Origin of the sequence: Streptomyces sp. NBC_00005, assembly GCF_045160215.1 — a bacterium.
GTDB lineage: Bacteria > Actinomycetota > Actinomycetes > Streptomycetales > Streptomycetaceae > Streptomyces.
In genome coordinates this window covers 6,137,841-6,160,070 of record NZ_CP108316.1, presented here as the reverse complement: position 1 = coordinate 6,160,070, position 22,230 = coordinate 6,137,841, and the positions used below count along the sequence as shown (strand labels likewise).

Sequence of the window (22,230 nt, the reverse complement as noted above, 5' to 3'; positions counted from 1 at the left end):
GCGGGTCCGGCTCTTGCTGGAGCGGAGTCCGGCGATCAGCAACTCCTGCCCCTGAAAGGGCGGTTCGTCAGTTGATGTCCGTTTCTGGTTCTCGGCCGCGCGCACCTGCGCCCCCTCCGAGACTGGCCTGTGCTCGACCGGCCGGCGCTCGGCCACACCAAGGCGATTCCCGCAGGGCACTCACCCCCGCAAAAAGATCCACGTACCCCGCAGACAGCGATCAGCCCCGATCCTTTTCTCCCGCTACAGGACGGTTTCAGACCGGCGAAAAACCGAGCCTCGGCATCGGACAGGCCCGTCGAGCAGCGGTCCGGAAGGCCGACAGGCCGACCGTGGGCCCTCAGTCATCGGTTCGTGATGAAGAACGTCGTCACCGCGGGCGTATCCGTCCCCCACTCGATCGTCCAGAGAAGCCGCAGGTCAACCGCCGCGTGCCGTCGTCGCTCGGACGAAACGGTGCCGGTTCTTCGCGGCCGGGGGCCAACAGTGGATGTGGACGGACGCACCGAACGGATGCACGCAGGCGCATACTGGGGGCAATGACAAAGCCAGCTGCACCTAAGCGCTATCTGCCCACCAGCCCCTTCAAGGCCCCGGTCGCGCCGCCACCCAAGCACTTCGCGGTGGGCGACCAGGTCACGCACGACATGTACGGCCTCGGCCGGGTCATCGGCATCGAGGATGGGATCGCGGCGCTTGTGGATTTCGGTTCGACGCAACAGCGGATCCTGAGCCCGTACACCAAGATGAGCAAGCTGTAGGACCGTCGTGCCCGGTCACGGGCACGACCGGCCCACCCCTTCATGACCCTGTACGACGGTCATGACCCTGTACCGACCTGGAGATCTCCCATCGACCTGACCTCGCTGTTCTCCGCTCCGGAAGGGGCGTCCGGCTGTGCCACCGCCGTATCGCCGCCTCCGACGACGAACCCCTTCCAGGCTCCGGACTTCGGAGAGGACGAGACCTTCCCGGTCGAGGACGCGCAGGAGCCCTTCACCGGCACAGGCGCGGCTCGGCGCAAGGCCGGCTAGCTCCGACCGGTGACACCCCGCGGCTCCGCCCGGTTGACACCCCGCCGGCTCCGACCGGTGACAGTAGGGTCCTGACCCGGCCAAGCGCCCCAGCGCCGTACGGGCTACCCGGACGTCCCGGACGTATCGAGATGGCGGCGCACCGGCAGACGGAGCAGGGCTTCCGTTCGTGTGCCCGCTCCCATGCGGGCCAGCAGCCAGCCCCACGTGCCCACCAGGACCGGCCGGATGCGCTCGGCCGCGCAGTGTGTGGCGCCCCGCACGATCCAGACCGTCGCGTCCGGGCGGGAGGCCAGGCCCGTGGTGTCGCCCGACGGTATGTAGTGATCGTGTGCGCCGTTGACCGCGAGAAGAGGCGCGCCGTCTGTCGCGTCCAGAAGGCCCTGGTCGCGGAGGGAAAAGGCGGAGAGCAGGGCCGCCGCGGTTGCCGCGTCGGGCATCGCGTCCAGGTGGAGGGCGTTTCCGATGATGCCGGCCATGCCGTGCGGGAGGGCCCGGATGTCGATCTCCTGGCCCGCGGCTCCGGTGGGACCGCCCAGATCCACGGCTGCGTCCACAACCCCCTGAGCAGCCAGTTTGACCGCCCAGTGGCCGCCGAAGCTCACCCCGAAGTAGGCCACCGGTTCGCCGGGAAAACGCTCCCGCAGCAAGCCGACCAGCCCGGCCAGTACGGCGTCGCCGTCCGGCGCGAGCGGCTGCGGTGACTCGCCCGTGCCCGGCATGTCGATGACGACGACCATCAGGCCGGTCGCCAGTGCCGTCGCCACGGCCATCCGGTGCAGCTCCACCTTCCACGTGTCGACCCCGCCGGACAGCACCAGCACACCCCGCCTCCGGCGAGCGCGGGAGATCAGGTGCACGGTCACGGGCAGAGGCCCGGTGCCGTTCGCCCCGGGGACCTCGAGCACGTCTCGTTCGAAGCGCACCGGGAAGCGGGCGGCCGCCCGTGCGTAGCAGTCCCGCTGGCGGTCGTACGCCGCGAGCCGCTCCTCGGTGGCCAGTGCCGGGAAGCGGGCCGCGCCCCACAGCTGTGCCGCGCGCAGCCATCGTCCGTCCCGCTCCGCCTCCCGGGCCAGGCGAGCCCACACCGGAACCCAACTCCCTTGTCCGGTGCCCCACATGTCGGTGATCCGGCCGCGGGCGTGGGCAACCGTACGCCCCGGTATGCCCCAGGCCACGAACTGGCGGGCGCGTTCCTCGAAGAGGGCCACGGGGTCGATTTCGAAGGTGAACATGGCTTCAAGGGTGCGAGTAATACTCACTGTTGACAACTCGCATAATCAACTCGGAACGACCGTGTCCACACCCCGTAAAAGACCACGTCAGCAGCGGTCCAAGGAGACGTACGACGCCATCCTGGAAGCGGCTGCTCAGCTTTTCGAGCGCGACGGCCGGGCGAAGGCGACGACGAACCACATCGCCGAACGGGCCGGTGTCTCCATCGGCTCGCTGTATCAGTACTTCCCCGACAAGGACGCGTTGCTGTACGCCCTCGGTGAGCGGCACATGCTCCGGCTCGCGGCGGGGCTGTCGGCAACGCTGTCGCGGCTGCGCCGGATCGCCCCTCCCCTGCCGCAGATCGTCTCGGCTCTGGTGCGTGCGGTCGCCGAAGTGCACGTCACGGAACCGGGGTTGCACCGTCTGCTGTACGACCAGGCACCGCGGCCGAAGGAGACGGCCGCCATGTTGCGCGAGTTCCAGAAGTGGATCGCCGGCGAGCTCGAGCACCATCTGCACCGTCTGGCCGTGGGCGGTCCGGACCGGCGGCTCACCGCGCTGCTGCTGGTCCAGAGCATCGAAGCGCAGGTGCACGGTGCGCTGTTGGACCCGCCCGAGGGATGCACCACGGCCCAGGTGATCGAGGCCGTGGAGCAGTTGTGCCTGCGCGCCCTGCGGGAGCCGTGACCGACACCGGCGGCGTGGGGACGGAGAAATTCGGATGCGCCTTCGAAGGGGCCGGAGTAGCGTCCTGATTCGTCGCCTTCCGATGCGCCGTGCCCCGGTTACTTCCTGTCAAAAAAAAAATTCAACCGGTGCCGATCTCTGATCTCGGAAGGCGCCCTTCTTCCCGTTTTTCCAGGGGTGTTTCCCAGGGGGACTTCTGCATGACCCAGTTCAACCGTCAGCGGGCGAAGGCCGAGGCCAGGAATGAGATCCAGGCCGAGATACCGGGTCTGACCGCAGGCGGAGCGACGTCCTCGCTCTCCACCCACGGGCAGTGGATCGTCCAGAGGTCCCGGGCCGGCCGACGGCCCGTCCTCCGACTGCCGTACGGCGTCAACCACCAGGGCGGCGCCGGATACGCCCGCACGCCGAAGGCCGAGCTCTTCCTGCTGGCCGTGGCCAACATGGTCGGACACCACAGCTTCTACGAGAGCGCCGACGACCGCGACGAGCGCTACGCGCGGCTGGTACGTCAACTCGCCGTCAACGACCCGGAGTGGACCCTCGGCCTGCTGCGCTGGCTGCGCACCGAGGCGCACATGCGGACCGCGTCCGTGGTGGGCGCGGCCGAGTTCGTCCGGGCCCGGCTGGAGGCGGGGGCCGCCGGTTTCTCGCGGCAGGCCGTCGACGTCGTACTCCAACGCGCCGACGAACCCGGCGAGTTGATCGCATACTGGACGTCCCGGTACGGGCGGCGGCTGCCGCAGCCCGTCAAGCGCGGGGTGGCGGACGCCGTGCGGCGGCTCTACACCGGTCGTGCGCTGCTCAAGTACGACACCAGGTCGCACGCATTCCGCTTCGGTGACGTCATCGAGCTGACCCATCCCTCCCCGGATCCCGGGCGGCCCTGGCAGGGCGCGCTGTTCCGGTACGCGCTGGACCGGCGGCACCGCCCCCACCGTGCCGTGCCGCCGGCCGGTGAGGTGCTGCTCCAGGCGCACCACGCGCTCATGGCCGTACCGGTCGATGAGCGGTATGCCCTGGTGACCGGGAAGGGTGGGGCCGAGCGGCTGGCGGCGGCCGGGATGACCTGGGAGGCGGTGTCGGGCTGGTCGAAGGGCCCGCTGGACGCGGCTCTCTGGGAGGCCGTGATCCCCTCGATGGGGGCGATGGCGCTCGTGCGCAACCTGCGCAACTTCGACCTCGCGGGGGTCGGCGACCGGGCGGCGCAGGACGTGGCCCGGCGCATCAGCGACCCGGCCGAGGTGCTGCGCTCCCGCCAGTTCCCCTTCCGCTATCTGGCCGCCCACCGCAACGCGCCGTCGCGTCGCTGGGAGGAGGCCCTGGAAGCGGCCCTCGGGCACTCCCTCGCGGGCGTTCCCGAACTGCCGGGCCGCACACTGGTCCTGGTGGACCGGTCGGGTTCGATGTTCGACCTGCCCAGCGAGCGGACCCAGCTCAACCGGGCGGACTCCGCGGCCATCTTCGGTACGGCGCTGGCGATGCGGGCCGAGCGGGCCGACCTGGTGGAGTTCGGGACCGACAGCCGCCGCGTCGAACTCGCGCCGGGCGAGTCCGTGCTGCGGGCCCTGGACCGGTTCCACGATCTCGGCGGCACCAACACGGCCGCCGCGGTCACCCGGCACTACGCGGGGCACGACCGGGTGGTCCTCGTGACCGACGAACAGACCCACCTGACCCCGTGGGCCAACCCGCTCGGCGCGGTCCCCGCGCGCGTCCCGGTGTACACCTGGAACCTGGCCGGCTACGCCATGGCCCACAGCGCGGCCGGGCCGCACCGCCACACCTTCGGCGGCCTCGGCGACGCCGCGTTCCGGCTGATCCCGCTCCTGGAGTCGGGCCGGGACGCCCGGTGGCCCTGGGAGGCCCACGGCTGCTGAGGGCCTTGCCGGCTGAGGGCCTGTGCAGCGTCTCTGAGTGTCCGTGCAGGCGTCGTTGAGTACACGTACTCATGTCCGCCCGGCCGGGCGAAACGACCATGGACGCATGGCACACAGGGAAACACACACGGGAACACTTCTCGGCGCCGCCGGCACCGCGCTCGTCGCCGCCGTTCCGGTCGCCGCGTGGGGTCTGATGGGGCAGCAGGACGCCGAGGGACTGTCGGCGTCCGAACTCGACCACGCGTTCCAGCCGTGGGCCGTCGCGGACGGCACCGCCGCGGCGATCGGCGCAACCGCCCTGCTGGTGGCGGCGGTTGGCGTGACCTTGCTCGCGCGGGCCACGCTCCGCGGTGCGCTGGACCGGCGCTGGTGGCAGGTCCTGGGGCCGCTGACCCTCGCCGGGCTGGTGGTCGGGGTGGGGTGGCGGATCATGACCGCGGGCGTCGTCGGCGCCAACATCGGGGCCGGCCTGACGCTCATGTTCGGCGGGCCGGTGGTGGCCGGGCTGGTGCTCTGGGCGCTGTTCCGCGGGGTGTGGCTGGCCACCCGCGGCACGGGCCACGGCGGACGTGGGCAACAGCTCGGTTTCGCCCCGCGCGGCGCGTAGCCTCCGCGGTCCCGACACGGTACGAAAGCGATTGCCGCCCGCACTGCGGCCCTACGCGTCAACTCCCCTCACGCGGAGCCCAGTTCCGTACCGCCTCGAAAGGACCGCAGCCATGGCCACACCCCTGTCCGCCGCCGAGACGCTCGCCGCGCTGAAGGCCGAGGGCCTCACCGTGCACGAGCACGACGGCTGGTCGACCCACAACCGCGACGCGGCGACCGGCAAGACCTTCGGACCCGTGATCGGCGTGCTGATCCACCACACCGCCGGGCACGGCGACAAGGAGCTCTGCTTCAACGGCAGACCCGGACTGCCGGGACCGCTGTGTCACTCCTGGCTCGGCAAGACCGACGGTCTGTGGATGATCGGGCACGGCCGTGCCAACCACGCCGGGCTCGCCGACCCCGACGTGCTGAGCGCCCTGCGCGTCGAGGCGACGCTCCCGCACGACGACCGGGCCACCGCGGACGGCAACGACTCCCTGTACGGCCTGGAGATCGAGAACACCGGCAAGAGCAACGACCCCTACCCGCCGGAGCAGTACCGGCAGGCCGTGCTGTGGGCCGCCGCCCTGTGCCGGGCGCACGGCTGGACCGAGAAGTCCGTCGCCGGGCACAAGGAGACCCAGCCCGGCAAGATCGATCCCAGCTTCGACATGGACGACTTCCGGGCCGAGGTGAAGAAGCAGCTCGCGACGACGCCGGGCACGACCGCCACCCCTCCCACCGCCAAGCCGGGCAAGCCCCGCGTCGACGTCTCCCGCCTCGTCGAGGCGGCGAAGACCGACCCCGGCGCCAAGCAGGGCCACGTCACGTACATGGCGGGCACGAACCTCACCGAGGCGGCCCTGGCCGAACTGGGCTATCTCGCCAAGACGTACGCGGGCGACGGCTCCTTCGGTACGACCACGATCGCCGCGTACGCCAAGTGGCAGCGCCACCTCGGCTACACCGGAGCCGAGGCCGACGGCATCCCCGGCAAGATCTCCCTGGGCAGACTCGGCGACCGGACCGGCCTGTTCACCGTGGTCGCCTGACGTAGGAGGCCGTAGGAGGTCGTAGGAGGTCGTAAGGGCAGGACGGTTCATCGCACCCGGACTCCGATGAACCTGAACTCCGATGGGGTCGGGCGACGGGTTCGGGCCGCGTACTCCCCCATGTAGCCGGGCCAGTTGGCGACGTTGCGGCCGTCGGGGGTGCGGTACCAGGACGAGCACTGCGTCCAGGCCGTGCCCTCGAACCGTGCGCGCACGGCGTTCAGGCCCGCCTCCTGCACCTGCGGACGGACGTCCAGGGCCGCCGCTCCGGCGCGGCGGGTCAGGTGCAGGGCCCGGCGGACGTACCCGGCCTGGGCCTCCAGGAAGAACAGGATCGAGCCGCCGGAGGTGTTGGTGTTCGGGCCGTACATGAGGAAGAGGGACGGAAATCCCGAGACCATGATGCCGAGGTGGGCCTGGGCGCCCCGCGCCCATGCCTCCTCGATCGAGCGGCCGCCCGCGCCCCGCACCTCCATCGGCAGCATGAAGGTGTGGGTACGGAACCCGGTCGCGTGGATCACGCAGTCGACCTCGTGCACACGGCCGTCCTCGGTCAGCGGGCCCTCGGGCGTCATGCGGACGATGCGGTCCGTCACCAGCTCGGTGTTCGGGCGGCGCAGGGCGGGCAGGAAGTCGGAGCTGAGCAGGACCCGTTTGCAGCCGAAGGGATAGTCCGGCCAGGCCTTGCGGCGCAGTTCCGCGTCGGGCAGCTGGCGGCGCATGTGCGCGGCGGAGAACAGGGCGCCGACGCGGCCGGCGGTACGGGGATGCCGTACGCAGAGCGTGATCAGCTCGATCACGTGGTGGAGGAGCCGGCGCCAGGCCCGGCGCGCCCACGGCCGGCGCAGGATCCGGTCCAGGGCGGCCGGCATCGGGCGGTCCTTGCGCGGCAGGAACCAGTTGCCGGTCCGCTGGAACACCGTCAAGTGGCCCACCAGCGGCGCGATTTCGGGCACCAGCTGGGTCGCGCTCGCCCCGGTCCCGATGACCGCCACCCGCTTGCCGCGCAGATCGTACGCATGGTCCCAGCGGGCGGAGTGGAAGCTGCGCCCGGCGAAGTCGGCGAGGCCCTCCACGGCCGGGAGGGCCGGCTTGTCGAGCTGTCCGGTGGCCAGGACGACGGCGTCCGCCACCCGCTCCTCCTGCGGCCCGTCCGATCCCGTACGGCGGCTGCGCACCGTCCACGTGCGCGTGCCGTCGTCCCAGGTGCACGAGGTCACCGTCGTGTCCGTGACGATCCGCGGGGTGATCCCTAGCGCGTCCGCCGTCTCCCGCGCGTACTGCAGGATCTCGCCCTGGTGGGAGAACACGTGGGCCCAGGAGGCGCGTTGGGCGAAGGAGTACGAGTACAGGTGGCTCGGCACGTCGCAGGCGGCGCCCGGATAGCGGTTGTGGTGCCAGGTGCCGCCGGGCCCGGGCGCCGCTTCCAGCAGGGTCACGTCGTCCAGCCCGTGCCGCAGGAGTTCGGCGGCCACGGCGATGCCGCCGAAGCCCGCGCCCACGACGACGACCCTTGGTGCGGGACCCGTTTCTTGACGATCTCCTGACGCTTGCGACCGCATCCAACCCGCCCCGTTCGGTGTCCTCTTCCGTGTCTCAATCCCTACGGGGAATCCTTACGAGGAATGGAGTGACATGGAAGGCACTGTGGTCGCGGTCGTCCTGGTGGCCGTGGCGGCCCTGATCGTGCTGCGCAGCGGGATGCGGGTGGTCAACCAGGTCGAGCGCGGCGTCGTGTTCCGGATGGGCAAGGCACTGCCCTCGCACCGGCAGCCGGGCGTCACGTTCCTGATCCCGTTCGTCGACCGGATGCGGAAGGTCAACACGCAGATCGTGACCATGCCGGTGCCCACCCAGGAGGGCATCACCCGGGACAACGTCTCCGTCAAGGTCGACGCCGTCGTGTACTTCCGGGTCACCGATCCGCTGCGGGCCGCCATCGAGGTCCAGGACTACGTCTTCGCCGTCGGGCAGGTCGCCCAGTCCTCGCTCCGTTCCATCATCGGCAAGAGCGACCTGGACGACCTGCTGTCCGACCGTGAGCGGCTGCACGAGGGGCTCGCCCTGATGATCGACAGCCCGGCCGCCGGCTGGGGCGTCCACATCGACCGCGTCGAGATCAAGGACGTACAGCTGCCGGAGTCGCTCAAGCGGTCCATGTCCCGGCAGGCCGAGGCAGAGCGCGAGCGGCGGGCCCGGGTCATCACCGCGGACGGCGAGTTCCAGGCCGCGCAGCAGCTCGCCAACGCCTCCCGCATCATGTCGGACACTCCCGAGGCCATGCAGCTGCGCCTGCTGCAGACGGTCGTCGAGGTCGCGGCCGAGAAGAACTCGACGCTCGTGATGCCGTTCCCGGTGGAGCTGCTGCGGTACTTCGACAAGGCGGCCAAGCACTTCGGGTCCGAGGCGCCTACGACTCCTGCAGTGCCGGTGCCGGCTCCGGCGCCCCCCGTCGAGCAGCCGTAGCCAGCATCAGCGTCACGCACACCGACGCGAGCGCCATCACGGTCATCGCCGTGGCGGGCGAGGTGAGTTGGGCCACCGAACCCGCCAGCGAGGCGCTTACGCCCTGCATGGTCAGCATTCCCGCCGAGTGCAACCCCAGGGCGTGGCCCGTGAGTTCGTCGGGGGTGAGTTCCATCAGCCGCTCCTGCTGCACGAGGCTCGCGCCGAAGCCGACGGAGGACACGGTCGCGGCGGCCGCCGCCAGGGCGACTCCCGGCTGCAGGACGAAGAACAGGTACGGCGTCGCCAGCAGCAGGAGCAGCGGGACGGCCAGCCGCCGGCGCAGCCCGGGCGGGACAAGACGGCCGACCGTCATGTCACCCACGAACATGCCCAGCGCCCCGCACGCGAACAGTGCGCCCGCCGCGTGCGGGGCGTAGGAGACGTAGAGGGACTCGCAGCCGACCATCAGGCCATTGGGGATCCACAGGCCCAGGTAGGTCAGGCGGCGGGAACGCGAGGACCACAGCAGGGCGTTGGTGCGCCAGGTCGCCGCGACCGAGGGGCGGCCGGAGGTGCGCGGCGGGCGGGCGGACAGGCCCAGGCGGGTGCCCAGGGCCGCCGTGGCGTACAGCGCGGCCGCCAGGAGCAGGCAGGCGCGGGGGGACAGGAGCGTCAGCAGGATGCCGCCGGTCGCGAATCCGATGACCTGCATCAGCCCGGAGAGCATGTTGAACACCGAACGCCCCAGCAGATAGCCGCCCTTGGAGAGGATCTCGTTCAGCAGGCCCCAGCGCACTCCGGTGCCCAGCGAGGCGATCAGGCCCTGCACGAGGACGACGCCGAAGACGGCCGCGATCGGCAGACCGGGCAGCGCCAGTAACGCCGTACCGATCGCGGCGGCGAGCCCGATGCCGGCCAGCGTCGCCCGCGGGGGCAGCCGGTCGGCGCCCGACAGGAGGAACGTGGCCCCGAGCACCTGCGCCAGCTGCGGACCGAACATGCTCACCGCCGACAGCAGCGGCGAGCCGGTGGCCCGGAAGACCAGTGTGCCGAGCGCCAGACCGCCGATCGTCAGGGCCGCGGTGTGGGCGGCGGTGGCCAGGAAGAAGGGGGTGAACTCCGGGGTGCGGAACAGGTCTCGGTAGCTGCGCATGCACCGGAGTCTCCGAGCGGCCGGGGAGCGGCGGTTATTGTTTCGCCCACACGCGAAAGGTCGGGGGCGGTGCGCATGGGCTGGTGGCAGGTCGACGCCGACACCCTCGCCCGCAGCCGGTTCATGGTCTCCCCGTTCGCCGAGACCTTCGCGAGCCTCAAGCTGCTGCACGCGGGGACCGGTGCCCACCCGGGCGAGGAGGCCTGGCTCCGTGCCCACCTGCCGGCCTACCGCGCGCTCCTGGCGGCCGACCCGGTGACCGCGCCCCTCGTCCGCGCCGGGCTCGGCACCTCCTGGATCGCCGACTTCTTCTGCCCCACCCCGTGCGAAGGGGAGACCTTCGAGGAGACCGTGGCGCGCGTCCGGGCCGCCGGCGCCGAGGAGGCCCGCGCCAACCTCCGCGTCTCACTCGCCGGACCGCTCCCCGCCGTCCTGGAGCGGAGCGATCTGCCCGAGCGGGCGACCGCGGTCCTCACCCACGTCTGGACCGAGACCGTACGGCCGTACTGGGCCCGGCGCCGCCGTGTCCTGGAGGCCGACGTCGTCGCGCGGACCGCCCGGGTCGCCCGGGGCGGCTGGGCCGAGGTCCTGGACTCGATCCACCCGGGCCGCACCCGTTGGCTCGGCGAGAACCGCCTCCAGGTCAACCGCCACGAGTACCCGCCGCGCGAGATCTCCGGCGACCTCTTCCTCATGCCGGTCACGCCGAAGTCCGGGTGGGTCTCCTGGGAGGCACCGGAGCGGTACGCCGTCGTCTACGCCTGCGACGGGGCGCTCGCCGACCGCGACGGGCGGGCGGTGCCCACGAGCCTGGGTGCCCTGCTCGGCACCGCGCGCGCCGAGGTGATCGTCCTGCTGGGCTCCTCCATGAGCACGAGCCACCTGACCGCCGTGACCGGGCAGGCGCTCGGCTCGGTCGGCCGCCATCTGAAGGTCCTGCTGGACGCCGGCCTGGTGGAACGGCGCCGGGCGGGCCGTTCGGTCCTCTACTCCCGCACGGCCGCCGGGGACGTTCTGGTGGAGGCCCCGAACCGGCACGACACGTACCGGAGTTAGCATCCGCTTATGACGACTGCAGACAGCAACGGTGCCGCTCCCCTCGACGTGGAGATCGGCGCCCTCAAGGGTGGTTCGGCGGACCTGTCCCAGTACGCGGGCAAGGCCGTCCTCATTGTGAACGTGGCCTCCAAGTGCGGGCTGACCCCGCAGTACACCGGGCTCGAGCGCCTCCACGAGCGCTACGCCGGCCAGGGCTTCACCGTCCTCGGCGTGCCCTGCAACCAGTTCATGGGGCAGGAGCCCGGCAGCGCCGAGGAGATCGCCGAGTTCTGCTCGGCGACGTACGGCGTGACCTTCCCGCTGACCGAGAAGGTCGACGTGAACGGCGACGACCGGCACGACCTGTACGACCGCCTGACCGGCTTCGCCGACGCCGAGGGGCACACCGGCGACATCCGCTGGAACTTCGAGAAGTTCTTGATCGGGCGGGACGGCAAGGTCGTCGCCCGCTTCTCGCCGCAGACCGAGCCGGAGGCGGCCGAGGTCGTGGCCGCGGTCGAGGGCGCCCTCGCCTAGGAACGGGTTGACCTTGCCCCTGGGGCAGGGCTGAGCGTCCTGGTCACCGGGCGGAAAGGACCCGCCCGGTGACGGAGGACGAGCCGACGACAGAAGGGGCTGCCGGGGTGGACGACGAACTGCTCACCATCGGTGCGTTCGCGGCGCGGGCCCGCCTGTCGGCGAAGGCGCTGCGCCTGTACGACCGCCTCGGCCTGCTCGCACCGGCACACGTCGACGGGACCAGCGGCTACCGCTACTACCGCGCCGACCAGGTGGAGCGGGCCCGGCTGGTGGCACTCCTGCGCCAGCTGGACATGCCGCTCGCCCGGATCGCCGAGGTGGTCGAGGCGGACGGCACGGACGCGGCCGACCTGCTCAGCGCGTACTGGACGGACGTCGAGACACGCGTCGCCGGGCAGCGGACGCTCGCCGAGTACCTCCGTGGACGACTGTCGGGGAGGAGCTCCGAGATGTACGGGAAGTTCGTGGTCGAGACGGTGGACGTGCCCGCCCAGGTGGTGATCACCGAGACCCGGCACACGCTGGCGGACGAACTGCCGGCGTGGATCGGGGGGTCGCTCGGGCGGCTGGAGGCGGCGGCGCGCGAGTGCGGGGGCACGACCGGGGCGCCGTACGTGGTCTACCACGCCGAGGTGTCGATGGAGAGCGACGGTCCGGCCGAGTCGTGCGTGCCGGTCGCCGACGAGGCGGCGGCGCGGGAGTGGGCCCAGCGGCAGGGGCGGGCCTGGCAGACCAAGGTCCGCGTGGAGCCGGCCCAGCGGCTGGCGTACACCAGGATCACCAAGGCCCAGGTGGCCCATCCGCAGATCCTGGCCGCCTTCGAGGCGGTGGAGCAGTGGATCGCCGCCGAGGGTCTCGAGTACGCCGGCCCGTGCCGGGAGGTGTACTTCGCGGACTGGGACGCGGCGGGACCGGACGACGCGGTGTGCGACGTGGCGTTCCCGGTGCGGTGAGCACTCTCGGTCCGTCGACGCGGTGAGCAGTGTCGGCCCGTCCGGCGTTCGAGGACGAGGCCGTTCAGGCCGAAGCGGGTATCCGGGGGCTGCCGCCCCCAGGTAGCCCGCATCGGCGGACGGTCACCTCGAACCGGCGGTCACTTCAGCTCGTCCGGACACGGAGTGCCCCTCGGCAGCTGGTACGGCGCCCCCAGCCGGTAGGTCCCCGCCTTCGGCGCCAGCAGGAGCGTCCACTTGTCGCCCTTGTCGTCCTCTTCCGTCTGCATCAGACAGCCGTTGACGTTGTCGAACGACTTGGGCGTGCCCTCGGCGCGGTGCTTGGAGGCCTCCGTCTCCTGCGGCGGTTTGACGCCCTTGCCCTTGGCGTCGACCAGCCCGAGCCACGGGGAGTAGGGGACGCGGATGAGGACGCGGCCGGGCTTCTTGACCTCGATGGTCAACTCGCCCTGGTCCGCGCGGTCGACGGTGGCGGGCGAGTCGGCGAGCGGCGTGGGGTCGGTGACGCGGAACAGCTGCCAGTTGGCGTCGCCCCAGATCTGCTTGAGATACGGCATGCCCCGCTGGACGAGCTCCCGCTCGCGCTCGCCGCCGTTGTCGTCCGGCTCGTCCTTGGGCACGACGACGAAGTGGACGGCCCAACGCTGCAGCCACTCGTGGTAGTTCGCCGAGTTGAGCGTGTCGTCGTAGAAGAGGGGGTTGCGCTCCATGTCGGCCTGGCGGTTCCAGCCGCGGGCCAGATTGACGTACGGGGCGAGGGCGGAGGCCTCGCGGTGGGAGCGGGCGGGGACGACCTCGACGCGGCCCTTCTCGGCGCCGACGTCCTGGAGCTCGTTGACCAGCGGCGCGAGTTCACGCGCCCAGGACGCGGCCGGAGTGGTGTGGACGACGTCGTAGACCGCCTTGAAGCCGATCCAGCCGGTGAAGCCGAGGAAGGCCAGCACGGCGACGTACCACTTGCGCGAGCGCGGGACGGTGAACGGGAGCGCGGCGACCAGCGCGACACCGGCGAACAGCATCGACAGCCGCGTGATGTTGGAGCCGATCTGCGAGTTGACCAGCCAGACCCCGACCACCGAGAGGCCGTACACGGCGGACGTCAGACGGACTGTCGTCCAGTCCTTCGGGACGAGCGCGAAGACGAGGACCGCGGACAGGAACGGCATGATCACCGAAGCGATCGTCATCGGCTGGGTGCCGGAGAAGGGGAACAGCCAGGCCGAGACGGCCACCACCACGGCCGGGGCGATTCCGAGGGCCCAGGCGCCGGGACGGCGTCTCTGCAGGAACAGGGCCACCGCGACCAGCCCCACGAACAGGCCGGCGACCGGTGACGACATCGTCGCCAGCGCGGCCAGCGGGGCCGCGCACAGGGCCTTCGCCCAGCGCTTGTAGCGCCACCTGTACGGCCAGCAGAAGACGACGGCGACCGCGCCCAGCGCGAACACCGTGCCCAGACCGAAGGTCACCCGGCCCGAGGCCGCGTTGCACAGGAACGCGAAAACGCCCGCCAGCGACGCCCACAGCGGGTTCTTCACCGACCGGCTGCGGATGAGGATCATCGTCAGCAGACCGGCCGAGACCGTCCCCGCGATCATCATCGTCGTACGGACGCCGAGCACCGACATCAGATACGGCGACACCATGCTGTACGACACCGGGTGCATGCCGCCGTACCAGGCCAGGTTGTATGCCGAGTCCGGGTGCCGGCCGACGAACTCGGCCCACGCGTCCTGCGCGGCGAGGTCGCCGCCACTGTTCGCGAAGGTGAAGAACCAGACGATGTGGAGGATCCCGGCCAGGGCGGTGATGGAGAGCACCGGGTGGCGCAGGAGCCGCTCGCGCAGGGCGAGAACGGCGGTCATCGCGCGCGACGTCTCGCCCTGCGTGCGTGAACTCTCGCCTCTCGCGCGCGACGTCTCGCCCTGCACCTCGGTCGTACGGCCGGTGTCACGGCCGTCCGTGCAGGGTGCGGGCACGTGTATTCGCGGGCCGGTTCCCGGGCCCGGATCGGCGTCGTCGGCGCGTGTCGGCTCCGCAGTGGCCACCTGAAGGCACTCCCCGTGGTGTCCCGTCTTCTGTTCTGGGACGCGTCCCGTTGCCCGCGCGTTCGCGGCTGTGTCCCCGGGGATCACCCGGTCGCAACCCGGTAGCGGCGGCCTGCCCCGTTTCGTGACGCTAGCACGCACCCCGCCGGCGAGCGCCCGGGGTGGGCACGCCGACGGGGTGCGGAGGCGTCCGGCACGGCGACCCGGGGTCGCCGTGCGGATCAGCCGAGGCGCTTGAGCTTCGCCGTGAAGCCGGGCTCGGCGAGGTCCTTCTGCAGCGCGACGGGGACCTTGACCGCGCCGCTCGTGCCGTCGCCCACGGTGAGCGTGCCCACCTTGGCGCCGGCCTTCGCGGTGTGCGGCACCTTGTCGGCGGCGAAGGAGAGCTTCACCTTGAAGCCGGCCCAGCCGACCGCCGTGACGTCCTCGGTGAGCACGATCGGGGTGTGCCCGCCGAGCCGGTCGTCCACGTACCCGACCACGTCGCCCTTCTTGAGGATCTTTTTCGAGGTCAGCTCGTCCTGGGCGGCGAGCATCGCGGTCTTGCTGACCGCGTTGACGGTGTCGATGATCGGCGCCGTGTGCTGGCCGAGGATCGCGCCGACCACGGTGACGGTCTCGCCGCCGACCTCCTTGGTGGCGGCGAAGAGGAGATTGCCGCCGGCCTTGGTCGTCGTGCCCGTCTTGATGCCGATGGCGCCGTTGTAGGGGACGAGCGAGTTGTAGTTGCGCCACTTCTGGCCGGAGGGGTCGATCCAGTTCGGCAGCTTGGTGATGTCCATCAGCGCCGGGATCTTCACCAGCTCGTTGCCCAGCTTCACCTGGTCCTCGGCGGTGGAGACGGTGGTCTCCTTCAGGCCCGAGGCGTCGGTGTACGTCGTGTTCTTCATCCCCAGGTCCTTGGCGGTGTCGTTCATCTTCTTGATGAACGCCGCCTCGGAGCCCGCGTCCCAACGGGCCAGCAGCCGCGCGATGTTGTTCGCGGACGGAATCATGATGGCCGACAGCGCCTGCTTCTCGGTGAGCGTGTCGCCCTTCTTGACGGTGTTGAGGGTGGACTCGCCGTCCTTGTCGTATCCGCCCTCCTTCTCCGCGAGTGCGTCGACCGCGATCTTCTCGCCCTCTTCGCCCGACTTCATCGGGTGGTCCTTGAGGACGAGGTACGCGGTCATCGCCTTGGCGACGGAGCCGATGGCGACGGGCGTCTGCTTGCCGAAGTCGCCCATCGTGCCGATGCCGTTGACGTCCATCCAGCCCTGGCCCTCGCTCGGCCACGGGAGGTCGGCCTTGCTGCCGTCGAAGGTGTACGAGTCGTCGGCGGTCAGCGTGAGGCTGGGCGTGGGCAGCGGACGTACCGCCTGCGCGATCGCAAAGGCGACGGCCAGGAGGAGGACCAGCGGGGTCCAGATCTTGACCCGGCGGACGATCGTGCGGACCGGGGTCTGCGGGGGCGGCGGCGTGTTCGTCAGCTCGGCCAGCAGGTCCAGCGGCGGCTTCGGCGGCAGGGGCTGCTGCGCGGTGCGCTCGGGGCCGACCTGGGGGACCGGGCCCGTGGCGTCCGCGGGCTTTTTCGCGGGCGGTTCGTCGAGCGGCTTGAGGGCGACGAACTTGCTGGTGCGCTCGGCCGCGGACTCGGGGGTCTTCGGCGCCTTGGGGGCACCGCCGAGCTTGAGCATGGTGGTGGGCTGATCGACCTGGGGCGCGGGCCGCTTGAAGACGGCGGTGGGCTGATCGACCCGCTTGGCCTCGCCGTCGCGCGGGGTGGTCTTCTTCGCATCCGCGCCACCCGTACCGCTTTCGTCGGCGGGTGAGGGCGACCCCTTCGGGGTGTCCTCGCCGTCGGCGGGTGCGGGGGCGTCGTCGGACGCGGTCTCGTCGGCGGCGGCCGCGGAGTCATCGGTGTCCGCGGGTTCGCCGTCGTCGGGCTCGGTTTCGCCGTCGGCCTCGGGGGTCTCAGCGGCAGCGGTGTCGTCGGCCGCAGCTTCGGGAGCGGCGGCGTCGGCCGTCACCGTCCTGGGGTCCTTGGCGGTGGTGTCCTTCGGGGCCTCGGGGGCCTCGTCAGCGGTGACGTCGCTGTCGGCAGCGGTACCGGATTCCGGCTCGGCGTCGGCCTTTGCCGGGTCGTCGGCCCCGGAGGCAGCCTCGTCGACGCCGGCAGCGCGCTCACCGTCGTCCGCCGCCTCGGGCTCGTCCCCATCGGCGTCGGACTCCGGCTCGGCGTCCGTCTCGGACCCGGCATCGGCCTGCGACGCGGACTCGGCAACCTTGTCAGCCACGTCGTCATCGTCGTCATCATCGTCGTCGACGGCGTCCGCCACGGCCTCGCCGCTCTGCTCGCCGTCGTCCGCCGCAGCGCTCCCCGCGTCCTCGGCGGCGTCGCCCTCGGTTCCGTCGTCCTCAGCGGCCGTCTCCTCGCCTCCGGAGTCCCCGGGGCCCTTGGAGTCCCCCGACCGCACCCACGCCGCCACAGCCGCCCGCAGGCGCGCGTCGCCGTCGCCACTGTCGGTCGCACCGTCGCCGTCACTCGTCGCCGCGCCGTCTGCTGAAGCGTTACCCCCAGCTGCCACAGCGGCTTCATCACCGGTCGTGACGGCATCGTCACCGTCCGCGGTGTCGGCGCTGTCGCCGGTGGCGGCGACCGCCTCGGACCGGTCGGACTTCGACCCGCCGGCCCCGGACTCGTCGGCTCCAGAGCCCCCGGCGTCCCCGGACCCCTCGGCCTCCACCTTCAGATCCCGTACCGAGAACACCCGCGTCGCCGTGTCCACGCCGCCGCGTGCCTCGCTCTCCCCGGAGGCACTGGACGTACCGGACGTATCGGCGGACGAGTCGCTCGACGACCCGCCCGCCTCCGCGGCATCCCGTGCCACGGCCAGGCGGGGATCGCGTGATCCGCGTTCCTCGGTGCGGGCCTCGGGAACCGGGCCCGTGCTCCCCGACGTCGGTTCTGCCGACGACTCACGCTGCTTCGACCTGTCGGGGGACTCGCCCGCCACCGATGCCTCCTCCATGTGCCGCCGCATGCCCCGCATGCGGCTGCCGAACCGTCAACCGAACCGTGAATCGCCGCCCGGGACACCGCTCGACGCGCTGTCCGAACCGTGTACCAGTGTCCTGTGTGCGGGCTTAACCTCTGCGGTAGACGAGAACGACATACCTACCGGTTCCCTCACAAAGAGGTCACGCACCCTCGACAGACCAATGTGAGAGGGGTCACCCTGTCTTTCATCCACGCGGGGAGGCATGGATGGGCAGGAGCCGCAGAACACTTCCGGAGGAGCTTCTGCTGCTGGCATTGGACCCGACCACGGGTACCACTGCACAGCCGCAGTCGCTCGACCTCGGTCTGGCCGGAGCACAGCTAGTGGAGCTGGCGCTGGCCGGACGGATAGCCCCAGACGGGGATCGTATCGCCGTGGTAGCCCCACGGCCGACTGGAGATCCAACATTGGACTGCGCGTTGGAGTTGCTGCGAAGGCGTGGCGCTCCCGTGCGGGCGGTCAACTGGATTGGCGGACCCCGGCTGGGGCTGCGCCAGACCTATCTCTCGCATCTGGAGCGGTGCGGCATGGTGCATGCCGTGGCGGGCCAGATGTGCGGAGTGCTGCCGACGACTCGTTACCAGGCGACGGACACCGAAATCAGCCGGGAGATCAGGGCCCGGCTGGATTCAGCGATCCGCACCGGCGTACCGCCGGACCCGCGGACCGCGGCGCTCGCCGCCCTGGCACACGCTGTCGGCCTCGGCAAGCACCTGTACCCAGGGAACGAGGGCCGGTCCTCGCGTTCCCGGTTGCGGGATCTGATCAGGCACGACCCGATGGGCGGCCTCGTGGCACACGCCGTGATGGACGTCCAGAACGGTGTGGCGGCACAGCCACGCCGCAGCCCGGCCCCGGTCGGCCGCCAGGCCGCCGGACCAGGACCCGGGCCGGCCAGGTCCGCACCGGAACCCGCTCGTGGCGTTCCGATGCAGCCGCGCCGCGGTTCGATGGCGCGCGTCGTGGCCCACTGAGCCGCAGCACCACGACGAGCGACAAGCGACACGAACCGCAGCACCACGCACCGCAGCACCGCCGCACCGAGCCTGAAGAGGCAGTCCCCAAGACCCGGTACGGGAGCCGCTGGTCCGCGCGGGGCGGCGGGGCCGTCGCGCCATCCGTCGATTCGGATGCCGTAACGGTTCCGCCGCCCCGCGCGGCCGCTTTTCGCGATCTGGCGCGTATGCAGCGCATATCCACCGTTTCCCAGCGGTAGTAAGCACCTTGGTGGCAGTCTGCTCAACAGCAGATACGCAAAGTGGCAAATTAAGTCACGCAGCCGGAGGTGCACGTCCCGTGGCGTCCAATGTCAATCCCACCGTCAGGCGACGCCGGCTGGGCCAGGAGCTGCGTCGGCTCCGCGAGCTCAAGGGCATGACGGCCGAGGAAGTGGCGGAGCGGCTGCTGGTCTCGCAGTCGAAGATCAGCCGGCTGGAGAACGGACGGCGCAGTATCAGCCAGCGCGACGTCCGCGACCTGTGCGGGGTGTACGAGGTGGAGGACCACCGGATCGTCGACTCCCTGATGCAGATGGCCAAGGACTCGCGCCAGCAAGGCTGGTGGCATTCCTTCGGCGACATTCCCTACAGCGTGTACATCGGGCTGGAGACGGATGCGGCGAGCCTGCGGGTGTACGACCCCCAGGTCGTCCCCGGCCTGCTCCAGACCCGGCAGTACGCGGAGGCCCTGATCGCGGGGGCGTTGCCGGAGACGGCCGCCGCCGACGTCGAGAAGCGCGTCCAGGTGCGCCTGCGCCGGCAGGAACGAATCACCGCCCCGGAGAACCCGCTCCGGCTGTGGACGGTGATGGACGAGGCGGCGGTGCGCCGGGTGGTGGGCAACCGTTCCCTCATGCGCGACCAGTTGGAGTACCTCGTCGAGCAGTCCCAACTGCCGCACGTCACCGTGCAGGTGATCCCCTTCGACATGGGCGCGCACCCCGGTCTCAACGGTCAGTACGCGATCCTGGAGTTCCCCGACGCGGCGGACTCCAGCGTCGTCTACATCGAGGGCGTCACCAGCGACCTGTACCTGGAGAAGGCGAACGACGTCCAGAAGTACAGCGTGATGTACGAGCACCTGCGGGCACAGGCCCTCAATCCGGACCAGTCACGGCAGTTCATCGCGGACATCGCGAAGGAGTACGCGCGCTGAAAACGGCCTCCGGCCGCCCCACGGGACCACCTTCGCCACGAAAGTGCCGCACCGTACACCTTCCCGGGGGCGGAGTGGAAGACCCACCTGGAATATGCCATCCGGTCGAGTGAATAGTCGCTTCGTGCATCGAGGTTGGCGAGTAGCGTCGATCACGCCACCACACACCAAGGGTTGGCGCAAACCGCGCTGTGGGTTCGGAGTCGAACTCGCCGTGTGGTGACAGCAACTCCACAACTGGCATTCCGGAGCAAAAATGGCAATTCGTCAGGGCGCCACGGACACGTGGACCAAGTCCTCGTACTCCACGGGCAACGGCGCGTGCGTCGAGATCAAGTCACCTGTCCGCGCGGCAATGGCCGTCCGGGACTCCAAGGTCCCCGAGGGTCCGGTTCTGGCCTTCCCGGCCAACGCGTGGAACACCTTCGTCGGCTCGATCAAGGCGTAAGGGGGAGGATCTTTCTGATCCTCGACCACGTTCACCTTCAACAATTTCACAAGCAGCACAGGAAGAGCCCTCTCGACCAGCCCGCCGTCCTTGCCGAGGGGGCTCGGCTTGTGCCCCGGCATCAACTGCCGTGAAATGCCGACAACCGCCCTACCGCAGCCGGTCGACGTACTTGTCCGTCCCCGGCACCGTGGGGACGAACGGCGCCACCAGCTCCACCCTCCCCAGCCCGGCCTCGCGCACCGGCGCATCCAGGTCCGCGTAATACGCCTCCCAGCACTCCCGCGGATCCGCCTGAAGGAACCACAGCAGGGTCAGCCTCGTATCGACACCCTCGACCTGCTTGACGTACGTCATGCGGTCGCCGGGCAGCGGGGTCGGCCTAAAGACGGTCACCATCGCGGCCGGCGAGCCCGCCACCCGCTTCGGCAGGTGGCGCGAGCGCAGCCACTCCAGCAACTCGGCACGCTGCTCCGCCGATTCGGCGTCGATCACCTCGACGACCAGGCCCGCGTACGGGTGGTCGAGGGCGTGGAAGTCGCGGGGCCCGGCGGCCCCGTCCCGGTAGACCGTCGCCTCGTGGTCCTGGAACGCCGTGAAGACGTGCGTACGGTCCTGGTAGACCCGCGCATCGCGGTTGAGGCGCTTGTTGATCGCGACGGTCCACTTCATGTGGTCGTCATAGCGGCCGTCCGTGATCCAGTACGTCGAGAGGTAGCAGCCGGCGGTGACCGGCTGGGCGATCGCCGACTTCTCGGGATAGCGCAGGAGTTGGAGGTCGCGGGTCGCCACCCAGCGGCGCCCGGAGTACATCCAGGGCATGGCCATCGCGCCGGCGTAGTAGTGGTCGTCCTCGTACCAGCGGTTGTACGCGTACTCGTGGCCGGGGTGGGGTTCGACCATGGTGATGAGCGCGTGGCCGGGACGGACCCCGTACGGCCCGACGGCGGCGAGCTCGGCGTACACGTCACTGCGCGTGTCTGTTTCTTCGGACATGGCGCTCCCCTTCCTTCCTCCTGCGGTCGCCCATACTCTGACGCCCCGTCAGATAAACCGCCAGGGCCGGGAGGCGCCTGATCCGGGGAGGTTGCCATGTCACTGCTCACGGGCAAGACGGTCGTCGTGTCGGGGGTCGGCGCCGGGCTCGGCCATCAGGTCGCGGCGGCGGTCGTGCGCGACGGCGGCAACGCCGTGCTCGGGGCGCGCACGGAGGCCAACCTCGCCAAGAGCGCCGGCGAGATCGATCCGGACGGGGCGCACACCGCGTACCGTCCGACCGACATCACCGACGAGGCGCAGTGCGACGCGCTCGCGGCGCTCGCACAGCAGCGCTTCGGACGGATCGACGCGGTCGTCCATGTGGCCGCCTGGGACAGCTACTTCGGCGGCTTGGAGGACGCCGACTTCGCGACCTGGCAGTCGGTGATCGACGTGAACCTGCTGGGGTCGCTGCGGATGACGCGGGCGTGCCTGCCGGCGCTGAAGACGTGCGGGGGCTCGGTGGTGTTCATCGGCACGCAGTCCTCGGTGGGGGCCCCCACGCAGGTGAAGCAGGCGGCGTACGCGGCCTCGAAGGGGGCACTGACGAGCGCGATGTACTCGCTGGCGCGGGAGCTCGGACCCCATCGCATCCGGGTCAACACCGTGCTGCCGGGCTGGATGTGGGGGCCGCCGGTGCAGGCGTACGTCCAGTTCACGGCGCACACGGAGGGTGTACCGGAGGCCGACGTACTGAAGCGGCTCACGGAGCGGATGGCGCTGCCGGACCTGGCGACGGACGGGGACGTGGCCGACGCGGCGGTGTTCCTGGCCTCGGACCGGGCGCGGGCGATCACGGGACAGTCGCTGCTGGTCAACGCCGGGGAGCTGATGCGCTGAAGGGTCCGTTTCAGCCACGCCCACTTGTTCATGTCCATGAACCGAGGTCAGTAAGTCGAACATC

20 protein-coding genes are annotated in these 22,230 nt (G+C 70.8%); 14 read left to right on the top strand and 6 right to left on the bottom strand.

The window, feature by feature from the left end:
- Window positions 1-539: 539 nt before the first annotated feature.
- Both OG303_RS28355 and OG303_RS28350 read left to right on the top strand, forming a co-directional pair.
- A complete protein-coding gene (locus tag OG303_RS28355) occupies window positions 540-761 on the top strand; it encodes a hypothetical protein (protein ID WP_405871849.1) in 222 nt (73 codons plus the stop codon).
- A 42-nt stretch (window positions 762-803) separates the two neighbouring features.
- Entirely contained in the window at window positions 804-1,034 is a 231-nt protein-coding gene (locus OG303_RS28350; protein ID WP_405871847.1) for a hypothetical protein, read from the top strand.
- A 104-nt stretch (window positions 1,035-1,138) separates the two neighbouring features.
- Here OG303_RS28350 and OG303_RS28345 read toward each other — a convergent pair whose 3' ends face one another.
- Complete coding sequence (locus tag OG303_RS28345; RefSeq protein WP_405871846.1) at window positions 1,139-2,269, bottom strand: alpha/beta fold hydrolase; 1,131 nt, start codon at window positions 2,267-2,269, stop codon at window positions 1,139-1,141.
- A gap of 61 nt (window positions 2,270-2,330) precedes the next feature.
- On the opposite strand from OG303_RS28345, the gene OG303_RS28340 reads away from it, so the two are divergent.
- The 4 genes from OG303_RS28340 (at window position 2,331) to OG303_RS28325 (ending at window position 6,465) form a co-directional block, all read left to right on the top strand.
- The gene (locus OG303_RS28340; protein WP_405871844.1) at window positions 2,331-2,939 is read left to right on the top strand and encodes a TetR/AcrR family transcriptional regulator; all 609 of its coding nucleotides are present in this window, start codon (window positions 2,331-2,333) and stop codon (window positions 2,937-2,939) included.
- Window positions 2,940-3,139: 200 nt separating this feature from the next.
- Window positions 3,140-4,819: a TROVE domain-containing protein gene (locus tag OG303_RS28335; RefSeq protein ID WP_405871842.1), complete on the top strand. Its 1,680-nt coding sequence runs from the start codon at window positions 3,140-3,142 to the stop codon at window positions 4,817-4,819.
- Window positions 4,820-4,925: 106 nt separating this feature from the next.
- Window positions 4,926-5,429: a hypothetical protein gene (locus OG303_RS28330; protein WP_405871841.1), complete on the top strand. Its 504-nt coding sequence runs from the start codon at window positions 4,926-4,928 to the stop codon at window positions 5,427-5,429.
- Window positions 5,430-5,541: 112 nt separating this feature from the next.
- Window positions 5,542-6,465 carry an N-acetylmuramoyl-L-alanine amidase gene (locus OG303_RS28325; RefSeq protein WP_405871839.1) on the top strand — a complete coding sequence of 308 codons (924 nt, stop codon included), beginning with the start codon at window positions 5,542-5,544 and terminating at the stop codon, window positions 6,463-6,465.
- A gap of 47 nt (window positions 6,466-6,512) precedes the next feature.
- Here the strand turns inward: OG303_RS28325 and OG303_RS28320 are convergent, their stop codons facing one another.
- Window positions 6,513-7,967: a flavin-containing monooxygenase gene (locus OG303_RS28320; RefSeq protein ID WP_405871837.1), complete on the bottom strand. Its 1,455-nt coding sequence runs from the start codon at window positions 7,965-7,967 to the stop codon at window positions 6,513-6,515.
- A gap of 133 nt (window positions 7,968-8,100) precedes the next feature.
- On the opposite strand from OG303_RS28320, the gene OG303_RS28315 reads away from it, so the two are divergent.
- Complete coding sequence (locus OG303_RS28315) at window positions 8,101-8,931, top strand: slipin family protein (protein ID WP_405871835.1); 831 nt, start codon at window positions 8,101-8,103, stop codon at window positions 8,929-8,931.
- Here OG303_RS28315 and OG303_RS28310 read toward each other — a convergent pair.
- Window positions 8,876-10,066 carry an MFS transporter gene (locus OG303_RS28310; RefSeq protein WP_405871834.1) on the bottom strand — a complete coding sequence of 397 codons (1,191 nt, stop codon included), beginning with the start codon at window positions 10,064-10,066 and terminating at the stop codon, window positions 8,876-8,878. The genes OG303_RS28315 and OG303_RS28310 overlap by 56 nt on opposite strands.
- A 75-nt stretch (window positions 10,067-10,141) precedes the next feature.
- Between OG303_RS28310 and OG303_RS28305 the strand changes: the two genes are divergently transcribed.
- The 3 genes from OG303_RS28305 to OG303_RS28295 all read left to right on the top strand — a co-directional run bounded on the left by OG303_RS28305 (window position 10,142) and on the right by OG303_RS28295 (window position 12,597).
- Window positions 10,142-11,122 carry an ArsR/SmtB family transcription factor gene (locus OG303_RS28305; protein ID WP_405871833.1) on the top strand — a complete coding sequence of 327 codons (981 nt, stop codon included), beginning with the start codon at window positions 10,142-10,144 and terminating at the stop codon, window positions 11,120-11,122.
- 9 nt (window positions 11,123-11,131) lie between these two features.
- Window positions 11,132-11,641 carry a glutathione peroxidase gene (locus OG303_RS28300; RefSeq protein ID WP_405871831.1) on the top strand — a complete coding sequence of 170 codons (510 nt, stop codon included), beginning with the start codon at window positions 11,132-11,134 and terminating at the stop codon, window positions 11,639-11,641.
- Between the two features lie 68 nt (window positions 11,642-11,709).
- Complete coding sequence (locus OG303_RS28295; protein WP_405871829.1) at window positions 11,710-12,597, top strand: MerR family transcriptional regulator; 888 nt, start codon at window positions 11,710-11,712, stop codon at window positions 12,595-12,597.
- 140 nt (window positions 12,598-12,737) lie between these two features.
- Here OG303_RS28295 and OG303_RS28290 read toward each other — a convergent pair whose 3' ends face one another.
- Window positions 12,738-14,645, bottom strand: coding sequence for an MFS transporter (locus tag OG303_RS28290; protein ID WP_405871828.1), 1,908 nt, complete (start codon window positions 14,643-14,645; stop codon window positions 12,738-12,740).
- Between the two features lie 221 nt (window positions 14,646-14,866).
- Window positions 14,867-17,656: a D-alanyl-D-alanine carboxypeptidase gene (locus tag OG303_RS28285; RefSeq protein WP_405871827.1), complete on the bottom strand. Its 2,790-nt coding sequence runs from the start codon at window positions 17,654-17,656 to the stop codon at window positions 14,867-14,869.
- Window positions 17,657-17,892: 236 nt separating this feature from the next.
- Here OG303_RS28285 and OG303_RS28280 point away from each other — a divergent pair, with 236 nt between their 5' ends.
- The 3 genes from OG303_RS28280 (at window position 17,893) to OG303_RS28270 (ending at window position 20,288) form a co-directional block, all read left to right on the top strand.
- Complete coding sequence (locus OG303_RS28280) at window positions 17,893-18,660, top strand: GPP34 family phosphoprotein (RefSeq protein ID WP_405871826.1); 768 nt, start codon at window positions 17,893-17,895, stop codon at window positions 18,658-18,660.
- A 322-nt stretch (window positions 18,661-18,982) separates the two neighbouring features.
- Entirely contained in the window at window positions 18,983-19,840 is an 858-nt protein-coding gene (locus tag OG303_RS28275; protein WP_405871825.1) for a helix-turn-helix domain-containing protein, read from the top strand.
- Window positions 19,841-20,096: 256 nt separating this feature from the next.
- Window positions 20,097-20,288, top strand: coding sequence for a DUF397 domain-containing protein (locus OG303_RS28270; RefSeq protein ID WP_405871824.1), 192 nt, complete (start codon window positions 20,097-20,099; stop codon window positions 20,286-20,288).
- Window positions 20,289-20,438: 150 nt separating this feature from the next.
- Here OG303_RS28270 and OG303_RS28265 read toward each other — a convergent pair whose 3' ends face one another.
- Window positions 20,439-21,284, bottom strand: coding sequence for a hypothetical protein (locus OG303_RS28265; RefSeq protein ID WP_405871823.1), 846 nt, complete (start codon window positions 21,282-21,284; stop codon window positions 20,439-20,441).
- A 96-nt stretch (window positions 21,285-21,380) separates the two neighbouring features.
- Here OG303_RS28265 and OG303_RS28260 point away from each other — a divergent pair, with 96 nt between their 5' ends.
- Window positions 21,381-22,166 carry an SDR family oxidoreductase gene (locus tag OG303_RS28260; RefSeq protein ID WP_405871822.1) on the top strand — a complete coding sequence of 262 codons (786 nt, stop codon included), beginning with the start codon at window positions 21,381-21,383 and terminating at the stop codon, window positions 22,164-22,166.
- Window positions 22,167-22,230: the final 64 nt, after the last annotated feature.